Raw genomic sequence first — 19436 nt, 5'->3', positions numbered from 1 at the left:
GACATCATGGTTTTTTTACCGGGCATGAGATGGCGATTAGTGTCGAATAACATATTATTTGTCGCTTTTAAAAATTAATCCCGTCTCCATAAGATTAACTGAAGCGCTCGCTATATAAAGATTCTAGCAGCTTTTTTGACCACAAAAGTACAGCAGTGACTTTAACAGGTTCGTTGTCGCTATTTAAACTTTTGACAAATTCTGTGTCGCTTCTTAAAAAACGGGACTTGTAAAAATTAGACAATCAAAGTCCTCTTGAGGCGTCCTGGTGATACGGGATTGTACCCTCGATCGAATGTCCGAAAGCCTGCCCATCACCTACGTTATCGATCGCAATACAATTTTTCTAAGTTTTGGCATCGCCGGGGCCGAAACTCTCAACGCCGATCGCGTTTACATTAGTATCAACACTTGAGATTATTCCGGCTATCGGGACGGTCGCCCCCATTATATTCAAGCCATTCAAGAAGCATTTCGGATAGGGGCACAATAGGGGAAAGAACGTGATGCACTCTCTATCTTAATACCTCTGATTGAGCTAAAAAAGACAGAAATCATTAAATTAGGCAATAATGGGGGAGTGCCTTGCAAAAAAAACTTGGTTTTGTTACGGCGGTGAAGTTGCTGGCGGCGTTTGCGATTCCTGTGAGTTAAGTCTGGCAGCGTTTAAGGAGTTAGGTTTACAAGATCCGCTGCCTTATGATCCCAACCATAAAACCTATAGATAAAAATTTTCTTAATAATTTGGCCACAACAGTTGACAGAAGCTTAACCAACGGATAATCTATTTTAATGAAAGTTTCTTCCAAATAGCTTATAATAGTTATGCAATTTTAAACTGCCACTCAAACTCCTAAAAATCATGAAGCGGCGGCATTTTGTTGGGTTATCGCTATTGTTTGTAGCAAGTTGTTCTACAACAGTAAATCAATCTAATCGCACTTCTTCCAATTTTGCCGTAAGTGAACCTGAAACCCTTGAATTTGCTGTAACTGATGTTCAGGGTGCAGAAGATTTGCAGCAAAATTATCAAACCTTTCGGACTGTTCTTGGGGAAGTTTTGGAGAAAAAAATTGAATTGTTCCCCGTAGATAACTATATAGCAGCAGCCGTAGCTCTCCAGTCGGATCAGCTAAAATTAGCTCTAACAGGGCCATCTGAATATGTGATTATGCGGGCCCGGACAAATGCTGTTCCCATCATTGCCATCACCCGCCCGGACTATCACTCAATTATTCTTGTTCGTGCCAATAGTGAGATTAAGTCACCAGCACAATTGAAAGGTAAAACAATAGCTATGTGGAAAATAGGTGCAACTGGTGGTCATCTAGGCCCGATTAAAATTCTCCTGGATGCTGGCTTAAATCCCCAATCAGACTTCAAAATCTCAATGTTGGAAAGAAAGGGTTTGCAGGCTCTCAAACAAGACCAAGTTGATGCCTTAGCAATTGGTGTGAATAGATACAAAGATTTACTCAAAACAGACGGTTTATCAACCAATGATTTTCGGATTATTGCCACAGGGCAACCCTTACCTAGTGATTTGTTTGTTGCTAGTAGCAACCTGCCTAATACTCTTGTTGAAAAAATTCGCGATCGCCTGGTAGAAAATCAAGATCAGCTAATTGAAGCAATTTTAGTTGGGAAAGATAATGATAAGTATCAAGGAGCTAAACTGGTGCCAGCAAACGACAGTGATTATAACATGATTCGTGAAGTTTATAAAGCCATTGGTCAGGGGAATCTCTTTTAAGAAGGTTAAATTTTATCTAATGCCTACTTTGTAGTAGGGCTTTAGCCCTTAATCCATAAGCTCTAGGGAAGATGCCCTACTATGAATAAGAGACTTTATTTATGTGCATTTACTAATAAACTTGTTAAAATTTAGCTCAGGTTGCCAGTATGCAAAAGTTTGAACAGAGAGAGAATAGGGCTGTGAGGTTCAAAAACCTTATCCTAAATAGACGAAAAAATAATGCCGCTGTCACTGAAGGATCTCGCGACCTCAAAAATCCTCTCAAAAAAACTCCCTTGACTGCAATTAACCGCTTCATTTCTCGGTTAAGCATTGCCAAAAAAATTAATTATGGCTACTCACTAGCAATTGGAATAGCCGTACTAGGAGCCACAGGGGGAATGATCTGTGGAGACTATTACCAAGACCAAGCTTTCCAAGCTCTAACTTTCGCCGACCAGCAACAGGATTTGCTCAGGGATTTAGAATATTCCGTGCAGGTAGTGCAGTCACATCCCAAACGACTAATATCTATCTTGGGAGATTCAATCTGGTTTGAATATGAAACTGCTAAGTTCTCGAAAGATGTTAAGGCCGTTAAAAAACTTATTGCAGAAATAGACACTTTTAGTGAAGAACATTCCACAGAATTAGCAGTAAATTATGCTGAATTAAAGAAATTGTTAGATGGTTACACAACTGCGACAGATTCGTATTCTCAATTGCTCACATTTTTTGGGCAAGAAATAGCTTCCTCCGCGCTAAAACCAGAAGAAGTTAAAGAGGCACAGCAGCAGGTATTGGATTTAATCAGAGGGGATAGAGCAGTTAAGCTCGATGTTAAGTTTGAGCGACTGTCAGAGAGTTTAAGCTTGATGACAGAAGTAGCTAAGGCACAGCAAAGACAAGCCTACATTAATTTTAAGATAGCTGAGAAATTGCGAGTGCAAATCATCGTAGTGAGTATGTTAGTGTCAGTTTTGATCGCTACTTTTCTAGCCATCTGTACCAGCCGCGCGATCGCCATCCCTATCCAAGCTGTAACCAGCGTTGCTAAAACTATTACTCAACAAGCAAATTTTGATTTGCAAGCACCTGTCACCACAGAAGATGAAGTAGGAACCTTAGCAAAATCCATCAATCAATTAGTTCAATGGGTAGCAGAATACACCCATGAATTAGAGCTGGGTCGCCAAACTTTGGAAGAGCGAGTAGAAGCAAGAACAGAAGAGCTTACAGCAGCGCTTCACCAACTTAAACACACCCAAACCCAGTTAATTCAAACCGAAAAAATGTCCAGTTTAGGGCAGATGGTGGCAGGCGTCGCCCATGAAATAAACAACCCTATTAACTTTATTCACGGCAACCTAGAATACGCCAACGAGTATGTTATAAACTTGCTGCATTTACTTCGTCTCTATCAGCAGGAATACCCGGAACCCACAGAGGCGATCGCAGAAGAAATCGCAGAAATAGAACTAGACTTTCTCACAGAAGATTTACTAAAACTGCTTGAATCTATGAAAATAGGTTCAGAACGCATCCGGCAAATAGTTTTGTCTTTGCGAAACTTCTCTCGCTTAGATGAATCTCAAATGAAATTAGTTGATATCCATGAAGGCATTGACAATACACTATTGATTTTGAACAGTCGGCTCAAGCAGGGAATTGAAGTTATCAAAAACTATGGAGAGTTGCCAGAAGTAGAGTGTTATCCAGCGCAGCTAAATCAAGTATTTATGAATATTATAGCCAATGCGATAGATGCACTAGAAGAGTCATCCCAGGACTCTAAAAAAGGGAAAAATCCTCAGATTTTAATTCAGACGCAAAAGTTGGATAGTAGCCAAATTCTGGTGCGAATTTGCGATAACGGCCCTGGCATTCCATCCGCCATCCACAGTAAGCTATTTGACCCATTTTTTACAACTAAAGAACCAGGAAAAGGCACTGGTATCGGACTCGCAATTTGCTACCAAATTGTGGAAAAACATCGGGGGAAAATAGAGGTAATTTCATCTTTGGGAGGGGGAGCAGAGTTTGCGATCGCACTCCCCGTCTCATCTCAAACTTGAAGCTAGATATTGTCTATTTTGAGGACATTAATGTGTTAACGACGGCACATAATTTGTTATTCGACTATTGAAACTCAGATCCCACAGCCGCCCAATTTCCCAAACCAGCCGATTTGCTCAACCAGTTGAAGACCCGACGTAAAAAATCCGGGGCGAACTTGGCAGGCAGATATAGAGGCGCTTTTGGACATAGTAGAAAACCATTAGCGCAAAAATTGAGCGACAAACAGAACTCTTGGTGACAAGAAATCTGAAACCGTTGAATCACAAATGATTGAAATGGATGGGGGCGGAGGGACTTGAACCCACACGACCGTTTCGGGTCAACGGATTTTAAGTCCGTAGCGTCTACCATTCCGCCACGCCCCCCTTTGGTCAAGCTGCTGTGGTTTTGAGCCACTAACAGCAACAGCCTTTTATTCTACAGGCAAAACCCCAATTTACGCAACCCCTAATCAAAAAATTCCCAAAAGTCGCGCTGGATCTCCGCAAGCGGTACAATAGTTAACCAGCTAACGGAGCGTGTCAACTGACTTACCCGTGTTATTATTCCCCTAAAGCAAATCTATGTATATTACCTTACTGCTTTACGCCGTCTTGGCAGGAGCCTACCTCCTGGTAGTACCCGCGGCCACCTACGCTTACCTGAACAGCCGCTGGTACGTCGCTACCTCTTTTGAGCGCGGCTTCATGTACTTCTTGATGTTCTTCTTCTTCCCAGGTATGTTTCTCCTAGCTCCATTTTTGAATTTTCGGCCCAAACGGCGGCAGATAGAAGCCTAAATGCGACGTATTGACGTAATTGGAATCAGTGTCGGCTTTTTTGTAGCAGGTGGGTTTGTCTACTTGCTACTGCAATTTGCCGGACTCGACAGTATGAATGCAGGGATTTGGAGTCAGTTATTTTTGGTCGCCGGCTTGATTGGCTGGCTGGTGACTTATTTATTTCGAGCACTGACTCAAAATATGACCTACAGCCAGCAATTGCAAGACTACAAAGAAGCTGTCTTGCAGAAGCAACTCGATGAACTCACTCCTGAAGAATTAGCCAAACTTCAAGCCGAAATTGAGCAGGAAAAAGATAATTAGTCAGTGGTTAGTTGTCAGTTGTCAATTGTCAGTGGTTAGTGGTTAGTTGTCAGTGGTTAGTGGTTATATCATGTCCGGTCGAGCGATCGCGATTTTTGTAGGGGCGGCTTCACCAACAATACCGCCCATAATTGACAATATCAAAAACCCGCCCCGACCGGGCTATTATGGTTAATTCATCGGACATGATATTAGTTGTTATTAGCTAATACCAACTGCCAACAACCAACTGCCAACTGCCAACAACCAACTGCCAACAACCAACTGCCAACAACCAACTGCCAACAACTAATGACTGATGACTAATAACTAATGACTATTTCTAATTGTTTTGAAACGTTACGCAAGAACCACCAATGTGCATTGATTCCTTTTATTACTGCGGGCGACCCAGACTTGGAGACAACGGCTAAAGCACTGCAAATTTTGGATGATAACGGTGCAGACGCGATCGAGCTTGGCGTTCCCTATTCTGACCCGCTAGCTGACGGGCCGGTGATTCAAGCGGCTGCTACAAGGGCTCTACAGCGGGGAACGCGGTTAGATGCGGTGCTGGAAATGGTAGCGAAAGTTAGTCCAAATTTGCGATCGCCCATCATTCTCTTCACATACTACAACCCGATTTTGTACCGAGGTATAGAAACCTTCTTGCAGCAAATCAAAAGTGCTGGAGTTCAGGGATTGGTTGTACCAGACTTGCCCTTAGAAGAAGCCGACAGTCTCATTCAACCTGCCAACAAATTAGGGATTGAACTCACATTATTAGTTGCTCCCACCAGTCCCAAAAGTCGTATAGAGGCGATCGCTCGTCAGTCTCAAGGATTTATTTACTTAGTCAGTGTGACGGGGGTGACGGGAGTACGCGAAGGCTTAGAAACGAGAGCAAAAGAGTTGCTGCAAGAACTTCGCGCCGTCACCGACAAACCCATCGGCGTCGGGTTTGGTATATCGCAACCCGAACACGCTCGCCAAGTGAAAGAATGGGGTGCAGATGCTGCGATTGTGGGCAGTGCTTTTGTCAAACGCTTGGCAGAAGGTACTCCCGAACAGGGCTTAGAGGCGATCGGCGAATTCTGCAAAAGTCTAAAAACAGCGATTCAAAATCCTTAGCAACTGTACAGATACTTTCAGCCATTAGACAGATGTGTGCGATCGGGATGTGCCATCACAATTGCGATTAAAGACCTTGTTGTACTTGAGATAATACACCATATTCCTTCTAGTTCCTGACTAGAAGGTTTTTTTTGAGACGAACACGCACAACATTTCAACATAGTGCGCGTCTGGATATCTAAACAGCTATGTATGGAAACGGCATTGCCTTGTCCGGCGCAGGGTGCTACGACTTTTAATAATTGGTAAAGATTGAGGATTATTCATTCCTTCTTCCTGATTGCTGATTTCTATCCGGTCGCCAAGCCTTCTTCCTTCTTCCTTCTTCCTTCTTCTATAACTTAAGGAATGTAACTTGGGATAGATGAAAAACTACGGTTTCTATTCCTATACTTAAAAAAGTGTTTAAGTACCTAATTTGGTAAGGCTAGACATCGACAAAGCCACAAGGCATTTGAGCATCTTACAATAGAAAGGAGCATTTTTATGAAGAGACTAACTGCATTTCTGAAAAAAATTCGAGCTGTACAAATTTTAACAGTTTTTCTGGCTGGCATTTTAGTATTTGTAAGTACGGCCTGCAGCACCGCCCCTGATATTATGGCAGGAAAAACTGATGTGATGACAGGAAAAGGAAAAACTGCCGACCAAATTAGAGAAGAAGTGCCGACCGGGGCTGTAACGTCCGAATTCAAAGGCGGCATGAACGATTACAGCGATGTCGATCCTAGAAACAAAAAGATGACAACAACAGAAGCAAAAGCTCAGCTTCTCAAAGAGCAAGCGCAGCAACGCATTGACACGAAATCTAGCAACAATGTAGGTGAAAATGTGCGGCGGGTAGCGGATGATGCGCCTGAAAAACTCGACCAAATTGGCCAAAAGGTCAAGGACGATGCTCGCACCGCCCAGCGGAAAGCTGATGACTTTGGCAACAAAACCAAACAAGGCTTTGCTAATCTTAAAGAAAACACTCGCGAAGGCTTGAAGGGAGCAAAAGATATTGTTAAAGAAGCCACCGAGGGAGCAAAAGAAAGAGTATCAGAAGGTACTGAGTCTCTGAGATATAATACCGCCGGCGGCCAAGAAAATATCAATGATGCAGCACGAGATGCAAGATAGAAGGCTCAAGATGCCTCAGACAATATTTGCTAGAAAGTGAATGGAGATATTGACTGAACTCAACGAGCGGCCGAAAGAGCGACAGACGACTAATCTCAAATAACGCTGTTTCCTTTTCTGGAAGCTACATTCCGACAGGGGTTTTAACCCCTGTCGGAATGTAGGTAAAGTCAATCGATTTTAGATTTTAGATTTTATAGCGTTTCCTTAGCTGATCAGGTACAACCAATCCTTATCCATTAAGGATTTTAGCTCTAAAAATGTACCTCAGTTGACTGAGAAACGCTATAGATTTTAGATTGAAGCATTGACCCCACGGATGAATCCGGGGGCTTGTATCCTGGATGCTTTCGGTCATTTGAAGACTACTGCCTATTAATATTTGATTGGGTTTTAACCGCAGGGAGGGCTATGAGGCCGGAAGTAGAGTGCAGGGGGGTTTGACCACAATCCAACGGCCCTGTCCTTTTCTAGGGGGGACTGGAGTGCCACTGCTTTCACGACGGATTCTTTATAATTTCTATAGATTGTATTTGGACTTTTTAAGGTATTAACTTTTTGATCGGCTTTGCGGAAATTTGGGCGATCGAACTATATTAAATTTAATTAATCAGCAATTGTATGTTTGAAAACATGATAAAGCAGTGTTTATACGGTATTTCGCGTTCATTGAATCGCATTTGAGATTAACAGTAGAAACTTATACGTAAGTAAAAAGCTTTAATCGCGATCGCCCAAGTATAAAATATTATTCTTTAATAGATAATTTGATTTTTTGATCGACAGCTCGAAAATTATGCTGTTTATGCCCTAAGATAGATAGACTAAGTTTTGTCAAGTTAATGTCTGGGTTGAGGTCAGCCAATATGGACACAATAATAAATGCAGTATATTTGACTAGCGTAATACCGGGGTATCGCTCGATCGCGCAATCGCGCAATTATACACAGATTCTCGATCGGCTATCGATCGGTTCATGCGCGAGAAAGACCAACAACCTGGAGCTAAAATTCTCAAACCTACATCATTGTGGCGGAGGATTTGCGGGAGGCGGTGCTGCCACAATCCCAAAAAGTTGCATTAGCGACCGTTAATTGCATCGGTAGAAAAAATTTTCTACCGAACAGACATTCTCGACCAACTCGAACGCAGACCGATTATTTACAAATACATTAAACATTCCAATCTTTCAATTAATTTTACCTGTTACCTGCTAGATTGAGGTGTATAAATTTTAGCAAAAAGAGGCTACGGATTCGGGATATATTCGAGCCGTAATCCGCAGCCAATCGACAGGCGAAATGGAGGCAAACCTTATCTTGGGAATTGTGTTTTGATGCTAGTAACGATGATGCACGACTTTTATGATGCACTGGCACATTTGGCAATCTATGCAGATGCCGCACCGGCGGAGCGCCAACAAATCCTGAAGCGCGTTGGGGCTAGTCAGAAAAAACTCAAAGAATTCGCGCACCATACGCCGATCAATTACCAACACAAGTTCGATCTGGTTGAGGCAGAGTTGCTGGGCGTTTTGGGACAGATAGCAGAAGCAATGGAACTGTATGATCGAGCTATTACCGGAGCTAAAGCTAACGAATATGTCAATGAAGAAGCTCTTGCCTGCGAACTCGCTGCTAAATTTTACCTGTCATTAGGAAGGGAAAAAATTGCCAGACTCTACATGATAGATGCCTATGATTGCTATGTCCGCTGGGGAGATAGAGCAAAAATAGACGACTTAGAAAAACGTTATCCTCAATTATTAAAACCGATTTTAGAACCCGCCAAACTCCCTGCAAATCCATTAGCAAATTTTTCAACACCTGCGGGGCAAAATCCATCGCTTCATCCATCCATTCATCCATCCATTCATCCGTCTGTTTCGGCGAGTGTCTCAGATTTTGGGAATTTTTCAACACTGCTAAAAGCTTGTCAAGCGCTCTCTAGTGAAAGAGAACTTGATCGACTGATTGCCAAACTGATGCAACTGGCGATGAAAAATACAGGAGCTGACAAAGGAGCGCTGATTTTACCAAACGGCAATCAATGGGAAATCGCGGCTACCAGCACGCTCGACAATTCGGGAGTCGAGTGGGCGATCGACTTATCATCCGCAAAACTCGATGAAAACAGCGATATCTTGCCCCTTAAAATTGTTGACTGCGTTAAAAATTTATTGAAACCTGTGATTGTTCGGGATCTCGCTCAACAACGAGATCGGGATTCCGACTCCTACATCCTCAAATACCAACCGCAGAGCCTGTTGTGTTGGCCGATTCTCGATCGAGGCAGCTTAGTCGGCATTTTGTATCTGGAAAATCGCTTAACCGCAAGAGTTTTTACTCGCGATCGCCTGCAACTTCTCAATCTCCTGTCTTCCCAGGCAGCCATCTGTTTGCAAAATGCTCTTCTCTATAAAAAATATCAGGATTACAACCAACAATTAGAGCGATCGCTAGTAACAATTAGCCGAACCGAAGCTCAGCTTGCTGATCAGAAAAAAATGCTCCAAGCGATTCTTGATGTCGCTCCGATTTGGATTTGGATGGTTAATCCCAGTGGTAAAGTACAGTTTTTGAACAAGACATTTTCTCAAGATGTGGGCGTGCCTCTGAGCGATTTCCTAGCTGTCGATCATTATCAAGATATACTGGGGGAGAATGCAGCGGGATGTCTGGTTTCCGATGCCGCCTGCCTTGCTCAAGATTTGCCGCATTACTCCAGCGAAATTCTCAGACTTGTTGACGGCAAACTACATGATTTAGAAATCACGAAAGTGCAGTTAAAAAATTCCCAGGGCGAGACAATCGGGATTATTGGTTTGGGTGTTGATGCCACTGAGCGCAAGCGAGCAGCCGAACTTTTGCAAGAGCAAAATCAACAGCTAGAACGAACTTTAAAAAATTTACAACAAGCACAACTGCAAATCGTGCAAAGCGAGAAAATGTCGGCATTGGGTAATTTGGTCGCCGGAGTCGCCCACGAAATTAACAATCCGATTGGATTTATTTCTGGCAATTTAAGCGAAGGTAAAAGAAGTTTGGAAGATGTGATCGCACACTTAGAATTGTATCGCTCCGCTGCCTCGCCATCGGAAATAGCCGACCACGCCGAAGAGATAGACCTCGATTATCTTTTGGAAGATTTACCGAAAATGATTGATTCAATGCAACTTGGGTGCGAGCGCATTTGCAGCATCAGCAACAGTTTGCGTACCTTCTCCAGAGGCGACAAAGACTACAAAGTTCCTTTTAATATTCACGAAGGCATTGATAGCGCTATTTTAATTTTGAAACACCGCCTCAAAGCAAACGAACACCGCCCCCAGATCGAAGTGATAACTACATACGGAAATCTCCCTAAAATCGAATGTTTTCCCGGTCAATTGAATCAAGTTTTCATGAACCTGCTTGCCAATGCGATCGATGCCTTAGAAGAGTCAAATATAGGACGCAGTTTTATCGAAATTACCGCCAATCCCAACCGCATCACGATTTGCACCGATATAGTCGGCGAAGGGTACATTAAAATTCAAATTGCTGATAACGGCACCGGGATAAAAGAGGAAGTTAAACACCAGATATTCGACCATTTGTTCACGACGAAAGGTGTCGGCAAAGGAACTGGATTGGGGTTGGCAATTGTTCACCAGATTGCGGTAGAGAAACATGGCGGAAGCATTGAGGTGAAAGGGGAGCCAGGAATTGGCACTGAGTTTGCGATCGTTTTGCCTGTGAAGGGATAAATTTGAATTAAAATTCAAGGTTTTTTGGGCGATCGCGTAATAAGATATACTGACTTTGATTGGGGTCTTTTTTTGAAAGCCTTGGCATAACTCTTTTAAAGTAGCATCATTTTTTTTATCGAGCAGTCTGGTTTACAAGCTGTTGCTACTGTACTTAATGAACCTGGAATATGCTGTATTTTATACCCCCTATAAGTGAGTGCGTCACCCATTTTTAGTTGCAAGGTGTCTATTATACAAAAAAATTAATCACCAAGGCTTCGTCCTACAAAAATTTATCTTAAATTTAACCAATCTTGAATTTCTTGCGCTAACCAAGCCGCCTCAACCTCTTTCAAATTTGTTGCTAAAGTATAAAAGTAAGTTCCCCTCTCGTTACCTGAACGAATCCTGATTTGATTTCCCTGATAAGTATTGTATAGAAAAGCACCCAAAATCTCAGAAACTTCCCCCCTTTGTCCTAAATAACTCCAACCAAATATCTGGTGTTCCAGTTTAAAGTAGTTCCGGTTAAATGTAATTTTAGTACCATTGCCCAAAATCTTAAGTAACATACTTGCTACAAGCGGAAAAAATCCTAATCCCATACTGACATTTACTTGCAAATATGCTAAGACTATCGGCCAAGATAGCAGTATAGTTAATATTCCTATAAAAGCACCTAAAAAAGGCTTTCTGGCTAAAGTAGACGGAATTTTAATGTTTAACTCCGTTGCTGATTTGCTAACTTGAATGCGACAGTGAGGTGGTTTAGCAATTTTCCAAACAGTCGGAATTTGAAGATTAGCCCCTTGTATTTTGCCCGATTTCAAAGCTGCTAAAGCCTCTCTAGCCTTGCTGAAACGCTTTTCTAAGGCGATTTCCGTCATCTTCTCAATCCAGCTTACCAAACTGGGATTCACACTCACGCGATCGCTAAACTGAATCCGAGAATCTTTCTGTGGCAAATCCGCAGGAGTCATCCCCGTTAACAAATGAATTAAAGTAGCTCCCAAAGCATACAAATCCGAAGCAGCCACCGCCCGCCCCCAAAACTGTTCTAATGGTGCATAGCCACTCGTTCCTACCACTGTAAACGTTACACCTGTCACCGCCGCTTGAGCTTGTACCGCACCAAAATCTACTAGATAAACGTGCTGGTCTTCCCCCAAAATTAAATTACTCGGCTTAATATCTCGGTGCAAAACTGGGGGGCTTAATTCATGCAAATAAATTAAAATTTCCAGCACTTCAGTGGCAATTTTTCGTACTTGTTTTTCTGAAAATTTCTTGCCTTTTTCTAACAATTCCTGAAGTGAAAATCCCGGAATATAATCTTGCACTAACCCAAACCAAGGCAATCCTGCTCCGGCTTCCCGCTCCAGGGAAAAATAATCTCGATAGCAAGGAATGCGGGGATGATTTAGGGCCTGCAAAACTTGTGCTTCTCTTTCAAAAAGCTTGAGTTCTTCCCAGTGCATTTCCGGGCTAAAAGCTAACATTTTCAGTGTCACCTGTTCTTGAGACTCTAAATCTACTGCTAGCCAAGTTTGATGACCGGCCGCTGTGCGTCCTAAACGCTGTTGCAATTGATAACGTTCTTGTAAAATTGTTCCTGGATTTAACACAGCCTTGTCCTATTTTTTTACTTAAACAAAATTTTCTTCACTATTAAATTAACTATTTTGCCGAGAGCGTTAAATTGCTAGTCGAAGTAATTACCCGTGCATTTCTCCATTCGGCATAATTGTACCGCGCCACTGAGCACCTGATAAATTAGCAGTGCTCAAATCTGCCCTAATCAAAGTTGTGCGGTGCAAAATTGCCTCCCGCAAATCTGTTCTAGCCAGATAAGCATCAGTCAGATTAGCTTCACTCAAATTTGCCTGATTAAAATTAGCTCGACTCAAATCAGCCCGCACCAAATTAGCTCGACTCAAGTCAGCCATGATTAAATTAGCATTGCTCAACTTAACATCAGTCATAAATGCACCCCGCAAGTTAGCGCCAGCCAATTCAGCATCAATTAACACAGCTCTTTCCAACTTAGCATTTGCCATTACAGCCCAGGAAAAATTTGTTTCTACCAAAGTGGCTTCAGTCAAAAATACGCCATCTAAAATAGCTTCGCTCAAATTTGCCTGAGTCAGATTTGCTTCCCCCAGAGATGCTTCTGTCAAATTCGCGTGACTGAGATTAGCTTTAGTCAAATCTGCACCTTGCAAATTGACGCCCCGCAAATCAGCACCTTGCAAATTTGCACCCCGCAAATTTGCACCCTCAAAAATCCGCGGCTCCTTCCGCAAATTTGCACCCCGCAAGCACGCACCGCGCAAATCAGCACCTTGCAAATTGACACCTCGCATATCTGCATCGCTCAAATTTGCATCGATAAAAACTGCCAAAGAGATATTGGCTCTGCGAAAGTCTGCACCTTGCAAAGTCGCTCCGTGGAAGTCTGCATCGGACAAATTGGCTCCGCTCAAGTTTGCCTGATTTAAGTTAGCACCGCACAACTTTGCATTAGTTAAATTTGCGCGCTGAAGGTTAATTCTGCTCAGGTACGACATCGCTAAGTTTGCACCCCAGAGGTCAGCACTGCTTAAATTGACGCCAATTAAATCGGCACCACTCAGGTATATCCCTCTGAGATTCATACCTTGAAAATCTAGTTCTCCTGATGTATATCGCCTTAAAATTTCGCTGGCATTCATATTTGTTTTTGTTGTGAATTAGGTACAATCTGCTATTTCTAGACTGCTTAAGTTTCTGTTCGCGCAGGCGGACTTAATTTTTGTAGTGCCAGACTTGAGTCTGAGAAATTTGATAAAATTTCTTGAATTTCAGTTGACCCAGGCGGACTTAGTTTGTGTTACCCAAGACTTGGGTATGGCATTTAATGAGTTTGATTGACAAATTCTTGACTCCAAAAAACTGTTTTGCTGCCTAACTGTCGCCCGTGAATTTTCACATGAGTAAGATATTTTGATTTTAAAGTACAGAGTTTTTTGTGAATATATGTAGCTGTAGCCTGTTGGTTTGGTACTTCAGCAGACTCCAGAATTACATGGAGCCAACCATCTTTAAATCCCGCTGTAGCAGCAATTCCTTTAGGCTGTAGCAATTGATTAATCAATTGGGCGATCGCCTTTGGTTTGCCTTGCTTTGCCATTTCCAGAAGCTGATACTGATTTGCTTTATGGCTAGAGTTTTCCGGCGGTATTTGGGAAATATTGTCTGCCATGTTTTCTGGGATTTCAGAAGAATATTTTCCGCTTTCTTTTGACTCCAGTTCAATCAAAATTTCCAGCAATTTATCGGTAAACTTCTGAACTTTGCCTACATACTCTCTGAGATTTTTATATTTCCAGTACAAACGCTCCTCAGCACTTCCCGTAGAAAATTTTCCGTTCAAAGTCGCTTCTAACTGGGTGAATATATTTTCTATTTGCGCCGTTGCGGAGTTAGCACTTTGACTGACTAATTCTGTCATTTCTTCTTCCAATTCCAATTTTCGTTTGATGGAATCGCTAATATTTATAATAACAGGAGCAGCAGGTTCTAAAATTTCGAGAATAGTCGGCATTTCTGCAACTGGGAATGTTTCTACGATTTCCGGTCTGAACTCGGTAGCATAATTATTGCTGGTTTCGGGTTCTTTAAACGGTAGATTTTCTGCCGTGTCAGGCACTAAGTAACTCTTTTGAGGGTCATAATGATAATGAGGTGGAGCAGCTTGAAGGATGTGAGTAATCTCGCCTGGATCAAAATAATCGCTGCGTTTGTCCACCAGCTCGATCTCTTCATAAACACTGTTGTTTAAATGTGTCTGATCGTAATCTTGACTAGCCGAAGATTCGGCTTCATAGGATTCTTCCTGTTGCATTTTTGCGTAACAAGGATTCATCGCTTTGATGATTACGCTCGCAGCTTGGTCGTTTTCATCTCTGTTGTCGAGATTGCTAGCAGTTCCGTACAACAGAGATTCAAGTTCAGCTAGGCTACCACAGACATTAAACAGTTGTCGCAGTAGAGTGTCAAGTTCTTGAGTTTTCAGTAGTAGCCAGTCGCGATCGCTAAAAGTAAACTGGTGATAAAGAGTAGAAAAAATTAGGATTTTTGCCCTCAGCGGATTTGTTTGCTGCAAAATTTTTTGTCTGACATCAAATAAAGTTCCAGGGTTTCTTGCCCTTTCTTCGCTGCTGGGTACTTCCGAACTAAAGTGCTCTTCAAATGCGGGAGCTTCCTGACCGCCAAAACTAGATATGTTTACTTCTAATTTGGTGAAGTCTTCAAATTCATACAGCCTGCTAAGTTGACAGACTATGAGGTCTGCTACTAAAGCATACTCTGTTTTTTTATTAACCTTAGAGACTATACTATTTAAAACAGCTTCAATATCTTCTAACCTGCTGTATTTGGCGCACAGTTCTTCAATTAAAATCCTTACATCTGCGCTGGCGAGTTGGGCGGGGTCGTTTTCCCAGAACTCTTTACAAGCAAAAAATATTATTTTTTTAATGCGCGAGATATTGACATCTTGTTCTAATTCGCGAACAACTTCATCTAAAATAGATAAAGCTTTCATAGTTTTCCTCCCATAAAAATACCCTGTCAACACTCAGCAAGAAATAATACAATTATACCACATTTGATAAATGCAAGACTTTGATGCGATCGTAATTGGCAGCGGTATTGGGGGCTTAGTCGCAGGCTCGATGCTAGCTCGCTACGGCAAGCGGGTGCTCGTCTGCGAGAGCCACATCATAGCGGGCGGGGCAGCTCACAGCTTTTCGCGCCGAGGATTTCACTTTGATTCGGGGCCTTCTTTTTATTGCGGTTTGACTGATCCGCAGTCGTTTAATCCTTTGCGGCAAGTTTTTGATGTTTTGGAGGAATCGATCGCAGCAATTTCCTACGATCCGCTGGGGCATTACCATTTTCCAGAGGGAAGTTTACCAATTTATGCTAATGCGAGAAGTTACTTAGATGCTGTAGCTAAGTTCACACCGCAAGGTGCTGTAGAATTACAGCAATTTCAACAAAACTTATTAGTTTTGTATGAAGCTTTGCGTGGAATTCCGGCTTTAGCGCTGAGATCCGACTGGCAGTTAATACCTGTTTTGCTGTCTCGGTACTCGCCTGCTTTGCTGAAGCTGTTGCCGCTAGTAGGTGCGATCGCGGGTTCAGCAGGTTCCTTGATGGATCGGGACGTGCGTGACCCTTGGGTGCGACGTTTGATAGATTTGGAGTGCTTTTTGCTGTCGGGTTTGAAAGCGCACGGAACTGTCGCGCCGGAAATAGCTTTTATGATTGGCGAACGATCGCGCTGTGCGATCGAATATCCTGTAGGTGGCAGCGGTGCGATCGTCGATGCTTTAGTTCGAGGTTTGCAGCGCTGGGGAGGAAAATTGCGCCTGGGATCTGCCGTCGAGCAAATATTAGTTGAAGCGGGCAAAACCACCGGCGTTCGCTTGAAAAATGGCGAAGTTATCCGCGCCCCAATAGTCATTTCAAATGCCACCGTCTGGGATACTTATACAAAATTACTGCACCCTGAAGATTTGCCGGAAAGCTACCGAAAAAACGCTTTGTCTATGCCCGCAGTAGACAGTTTTATGCACCTGCATTTAGGAATTAAAGCTGAAGGGCTCGAAGGTTTGACCGGCCACCACGTCGTCGTTCACGACAGCAATGTTGACATTACAGTACCCGGAAATACTTGCATGATTTCGATTCCTACAGTGTGGGATGCAACTCTCGCGCCGCCCGGACATCACGCCGTTCACGCTTATACATTGGAACCTTATGAAGGTTGGGAATATGGCGAATTGTATCAGCAGAAAAAGCAAGAGCGCTCGCAATCTCTGTTTCAAGCTTTAGAAAAAATTATACCGGATTTGCGATCGCGAATAGTCTTAGAGTCGATCGGCACACCGCTAACCCACGCCCGATTTTTACGCCGATATCAAGGAACTTACGGGCCTGCAATCGCCGCCGGAAAAGGCACATTTCCCGGCCCGCAAACACCAGTCAAAGGCTTGTATCGCGTGGGAGACAGCACCATGCCGGGAATTGGCGTGCCCGCCGTCGCAGCATCGGGTATTTTGTGCGCGAATACTTTAGTAAATTCGGATGTGACAGCACAATTTTTGTAAGTTATCGCAGAAGGAAGTTCGGCAACGAGCAATGTACGGGATGTAACGGATGTAACGGATAGAAGGAAGTTCGGCAACGGATTCGCTCGACGGATGTAAAGGATAGAAGGAAGAAGGAAGAAGGGAAATTAACTGGTTCCCAGCCAGAGCCAGGGAAGCGAGTTCCAGAGGCTCTGCCTCGCTTGCAAAAAACAGGAGGCAGAGCAATAGTGAAATGCGTTCCCAGCCAGAGCCAGGGAACGAGGAAAACGAGGGAAAAACTACTTTTTACAAAATCTGCCTGTTCCCAAAACTGATTATCCACCAGCGGCAAAAGCGCCCATAATTGCGATCGACAAAGCCAAACCTGGCAACAGCAGCAATCCTAACATCAAAGCATCGTGTCCGCTCATCACTTTCTCCTGATATTGACGTTAAACATTATACTCTATAAACTGCCATCTTGCCTCTGTCTTAATAATTAATTAAAACCGGCATATAGATTCAGGATTGACAGGGCAAATTTTATTAACAATAGGATTCCCGCGCAAGTCGAGGGTAGTTAACTTTTGCAAAGATTGCAGGGAACTGATATCAGAAATTTGATTGTTGTACAAGTCGAGCAAAAATAAATTATTTAAAGCTTGTAGCGCGCTGCTATCGGAAATCGAATTGTTGAACAGATAAAGTTGAGTCAAATTAGTTAACGATTTCAGCGGACTGATGTCGGATATTTGATTGTTACCGAGGTTTAATTCAATTAAATTAGTGAGTGATGTCAAAGGACTAATATCTGAGATTTCATTTTGGAATAAAACCAATTTATTTAAGTTAGTTAGAGATTTCAACGGAGTTATATCAGATATTTTATTTCCGAACAGAAATAGCGTAGTGAGATTTTTTAAAGAACTAAGCGGGGTTAGATCCGATATTTTATTATTGTAAAGGTAGAGTGTCTGGAGTTCACTTAAATTTTCCAGAGGAGCGATATCTGAAATTTGATTTGTGTAGAGAATCAGCGCCTTTAAGTTAGTTAAGTTTTTCACCTGAGTGATGTCGGAAATTTTGTTGTCAAACAAGACAAGTGCGGTAAGATTAGTTAGACCTGCTAGGGGACTGATATCTGAGATTTGATTGGTATCGAGAACGAGTTGGGTCAGATTTATTAGAGATGAAAGCGGGCTGATATCTGATATTTGATTAACATCCATAATCAAAGTTTTCAGATTGGTTAAAGATTGCAGGGGAGCGATGTCAGATATTTGATTACTGCCGAGGATAAGATTAGTAAGTTTAGTGAAAGATGAGAGTGGACTGATCTCGGTAATTTGAAGGTTTTTGAGGTTAAGTTCTGTTGTATTAGAAAGCATTTCGTTGGCTCGATCGCACTCGGAAGTCTCTGATATTTGCAACAGTATTTCTACCGTATGTTTAGCGCCGGGCGAGAGATTATCTTTTTGCTTGCACCACTCGGAAAAGTTATTATAATTTGTCATGGGCTGTGCTGCCTTAATCGATTTTAGATGCGAGATTTGAAATTTTAGATAAGTATAGCAATTCTATTTCATTTGTGAATGAGATTTTTTTCGGGTTTTGAGAAATTTTCGCAAAAATTGTGTAAAGTAATCTTAACATCCTTAATTGCATTGCATTCGCAGGAGCCAAGAGCCAACTATGACACCAGAACTAATTTTTAATGTCGGTAATCTGTTCGTTGTGCCTTTCTGGGCAATTATGATTTTATTACCAAACTGGGGAATTACCAGAAAAGTGATGAATTCCTTTATTCCGTTTGCGATGCTCGCCGTTTTGTACATATATTTGTTTGGTAGCAGTCTGACTGCGGAAAATGCGGCTGCTTTGTCGAATCCTAAGTTAGCAGATATTGCTAAGTTTCTGGGGGAAGAAACGGCGGCTGCTACGGGATGGATACATTTTTTAGTGATGGACTTGTTTGTCGGGCGCTGGATTTATTTGGAAGGACAGCGGACAGGAGTTTGGACGATTCATTCTTTGGCTTTGTGTTTTTTTGCTGGGCCGATGGGATTGCTTTCTCATATTGTAACTGCTTGGATTACTCAAAGGTTTTTCCCAAGTTCTGAGGCGGCGGAAACTGTTACTTCATCGGTTTAGGCAGAGGGTTTTTAATACCTTGGATGTTATATCGCCTCCGGTTGCATCGGAATGATTAAACCGCGAAGGCGCAAAGGACGCGAAGGAAGAGAAAAAAGAAGATGCAGTTCTTCCTTCGCGCTATGAGCGTCTTCGCGGTTCATTTAATCTTACGACCTAACAGAACTCGATCTAATACAAGCGGAGTTGATATCAATCATCCACTCTTGGACGCAGAACCTAATTATGTAGGGCTTGCTGAATATATCGATGGCACTTGACGTAGCCTGGGTTATGCGCTCGCGAGAGCGAGGGTAAAGTGCAAA

Annotated in this window: 14 protein-coding genes and 1 tRNA gene; 10 read left to right on the top strand and 5 right to left on the bottom strand. The window is 42.6% G+C overall.

Going from position 1 to position 19436, the window contains the following annotated elements:
* The first annotated feature begins 268 nt into the window (after window positions 1-268).
* The 3 genes from QUA10_RS17530 (at window position 269) to QUA10_RS17520 (ending at window position 3810) form a co-directional block, all read left to right on the top strand.
* A complete protein-coding gene (locus QUA10_RS17530; RefSeq protein WP_333083754.1) occupies window positions 269-415 on the top strand; it encodes a 7-cyano-7-deazaguanine synthase in 147 nt (48 codons plus the stop codon).
* Window positions 416-862: 447 nt separating this feature from the next.
* Window positions 863-1753: a phosphate/phosphite/phosphonate ABC transporter substrate-binding protein gene (locus QUA10_RS17525; RefSeq protein ID WP_333083755.1), complete on the top strand. Its 891-nt coding sequence runs from the start codon at window positions 863-865 to the stop codon at window positions 1751-1753.
* Between the two features lie 278 nt (window positions 1754-2031).
* Window positions 2032-3810, top strand: coding sequence for an ATP-binding protein (locus tag QUA10_RS17520; protein ID WP_333083756.1), 1779 nt, complete (start codon window positions 2032-2034; stop codon window positions 3808-3810).
* A 284-nt stretch (window positions 3811-4094) separates the two neighbouring features.
* Here QUA10_RS17520 and QUA10_RS17515 read toward each other — a convergent pair.
* Window positions 4095-4179 (bottom strand) — tRNA-Leu (locus QUA10_RS17515).
* 198 nt (window positions 4180-4377) lie between these two features.
* Here QUA10_RS17515 and ndhL point away from each other — a divergent pair.
* The 5 genes from ndhL (at window position 4378) to QUA10_RS17490 (ending at window position 10882) form a co-directional block, all read left to right on the top strand.
* Window positions 4378-4593 (top strand): NAD(P)H-quinone oxidoreductase subunit L, encoded by a 216-nt coding sequence (ndhL, locus tag QUA10_RS17510; protein WP_193972727.1) that lies wholly within the window; start codon window positions 4378-4380, stop codon window positions 4591-4593.
* On the top strand, window positions 4594-4899 hold the full coding sequence (locus QUA10_RS17505) for a DUF3007 family protein (protein WP_333083757.1): 306 nt from the start codon (window positions 4594-4596) through the stop codon (window positions 4897-4899).
* Between the two features lie 312 nt (window positions 4900-5211).
* Window positions 5212-6009, top strand: a complete 798-nt coding sequence (trpA, locus tag QUA10_RS17500; RefSeq protein WP_333056348.1) for a tryptophan synthase subunit alpha — start codon at window positions 5212-5214, stop codon at window positions 6007-6009.
* Window positions 6010-6498: 489 nt separating this feature from the next.
* Window positions 6499-7134 carry a DUF6658 family protein gene (locus tag QUA10_RS17495; RefSeq protein ID WP_333083758.1) on the top strand — a complete coding sequence of 212 codons (636 nt, stop codon included), beginning with the start codon at window positions 6499-6501 and terminating at the stop codon, window positions 7132-7134.
* A gap of 1336 nt (window positions 7135-8470) precedes the next feature.
* Window positions 8471-10882 (top strand): ATP-binding protein, encoded by a 2412-nt coding sequence (locus tag QUA10_RS17490; protein WP_333083768.1) that lies wholly within the window; start codon window positions 8471-8473, stop codon window positions 10880-10882.
* 275 nt (window positions 10883-11157) lie between these two features.
* On the opposite strand, the gene QUA10_RS17485 is transcribed toward QUA10_RS17490, so the two are convergent.
* From QUA10_RS17485 to QUA10_RS17475, 3 genes are all read right to left on the bottom strand, one after another.
* Window positions 11158-12489, bottom strand: coding sequence for a serine/threonine-protein kinase (locus QUA10_RS17485; RefSeq protein ID WP_333083759.1), 1332 nt, complete (start codon window positions 12487-12489; stop codon window positions 11158-11160).
* 90 nt (window positions 12490-12579) lie between these two features.
* Entirely contained in the window at window positions 12580-13575 is a 996-nt protein-coding gene (locus QUA10_RS17480) for a pentapeptide repeat-containing protein (protein WP_333083760.1), read from the bottom strand.
* A gap of 182 nt (window positions 13576-13757) precedes the next feature.
* Window positions 13758-15449 (bottom strand): hypothetical protein, encoded by a 1692-nt coding sequence (locus QUA10_RS17475; protein WP_333083761.1) that lies wholly within the window; start codon window positions 15447-15449, stop codon window positions 13758-13760.
* A gap of 70 nt (window positions 15450-15519) precedes the next feature.
* Between QUA10_RS17475 and QUA10_RS17470 the strand changes: the two genes are divergently transcribed.
* A complete protein-coding gene (locus QUA10_RS17470; protein ID WP_333083763.1) occupies window positions 15520-17019 on the top strand; it encodes an NAD(P)/FAD-dependent oxidoreductase in 1500 nt (499 codons plus the stop codon).
* Window positions 17020-17483: 464 nt separating this feature from the next.
* Here the strand turns inward: QUA10_RS17470 and QUA10_RS17465 are convergent, their stop codons facing one another.
* Complete coding sequence (locus tag QUA10_RS17465) at window positions 17484-18494, bottom strand: leucine-rich repeat domain-containing protein (RefSeq protein ID WP_333083764.1); 1011 nt, start codon at window positions 18492-18494, stop codon at window positions 17484-17486.
* A 178-nt stretch (window positions 18495-18672) separates the two neighbouring features.
* Here QUA10_RS17465 and QUA10_RS17460 point away from each other — a divergent pair, with 178 nt between their 5' ends.
* Window positions 18673-19131 carry an ABA4-like family protein gene (locus QUA10_RS17460; protein ID WP_333083765.1) on the top strand — a complete coding sequence of 153 codons (459 nt, stop codon included), beginning with the start codon at window positions 18673-18675 and terminating at the stop codon, window positions 19129-19131.
* Window positions 19132-19436 lie beyond the last annotated feature (305 nt).

The organism is Microcoleus sp. Pol8_D6 (assembly GCF_036700965.1).
In the GTDB taxonomy this organism is placed as follows: domain Bacteria; phylum Cyanobacteriota; class Cyanobacteriia; order Cyanobacteriales; family Microcoleaceae; genus Microcoleus.
The sequence above is the reverse complement of the archived record's forward strand: the minus strand, read 5'-3'. Positions and strand labels throughout refer to the sequence as shown.

What these genes read in the sequence shown, in the direction of transcription:
- QUA10_RS17480 (WP_333083760.1), bottom strand. Translation starts at nt 13,575, where the DNA reads ATGAATGCCAGCGAAATTTTAAGGCGATATACATCAGGAGAACTAGAT.
- QUA10_RS17465 (WP_333083764.1), bottom strand. Translation starts at nt 18,494, where the DNA reads ATGACAAATTATAATAACTTTTCCGAGTGGTGCAAGCAAAAAGATAAT.
- QUA10_RS17525 (WP_333083755.1), top strand. Translation starts at nt 863, where the DNA reads ATGAAGCGGCGGCATTTTGTTGGGTTATCGCTATTGTTTGTAGCAAGT.
- QUA10_RS17475 (WP_333083761.1), bottom strand. Translation starts at nt 15,449, where the DNA reads ATGAAAGCTTTATCTATTTTAGATGAAGTTGTTCGCGAATTAGAACAA.
- QUA10_RS17490 (WP_333083768.1), top strand. Translation starts at nt 8,471, where the DNA reads ATGCTAGTAACGATGATGCACGACTTTTATGATGCACTGGCACATTTG.
- QUA10_RS17495 (WP_333083758.1), top strand. Translation starts at nt 6,499, where the DNA reads ATGAAGAGACTAACTGCATTTCTGAAAAAAATTCGAGCTGTACAAATT.
- QUA10_RS17460 (WP_333083765.1), top strand. Translation starts at nt 18,673, where the DNA reads ATGACACCAGAACTAATTTTTAATGTCGGTAATCTGTTCGTTGTGCCT.
- trpA (WP_333056348.1), top strand. Translation starts at nt 5,212, where the DNA reads ATGACTATTTCTAATTGTTTTGAAACGTTACGCAAGAACCACCAATGT.
- ndhL (WP_193972727.1), top strand. Translation starts at nt 4,378, where the DNA reads ATGTATATTACCTTACTGCTTTACGCCGTCTTGGCAGGAGCCTACCTC.
- QUA10_RS17505 (WP_333083757.1), top strand. Translation starts at nt 4,594, where the DNA reads ATGCGACGTATTGACGTAATTGGAATCAGTGTCGGCTTTTTTGTAGCA.
- QUA10_RS17470 (WP_333083763.1), top strand. Translation starts at nt 15,520, where the DNA reads ATGCAAGACTTTGATGCGATCGTAATTGGCAGCGGTATTGGGGGCTTA.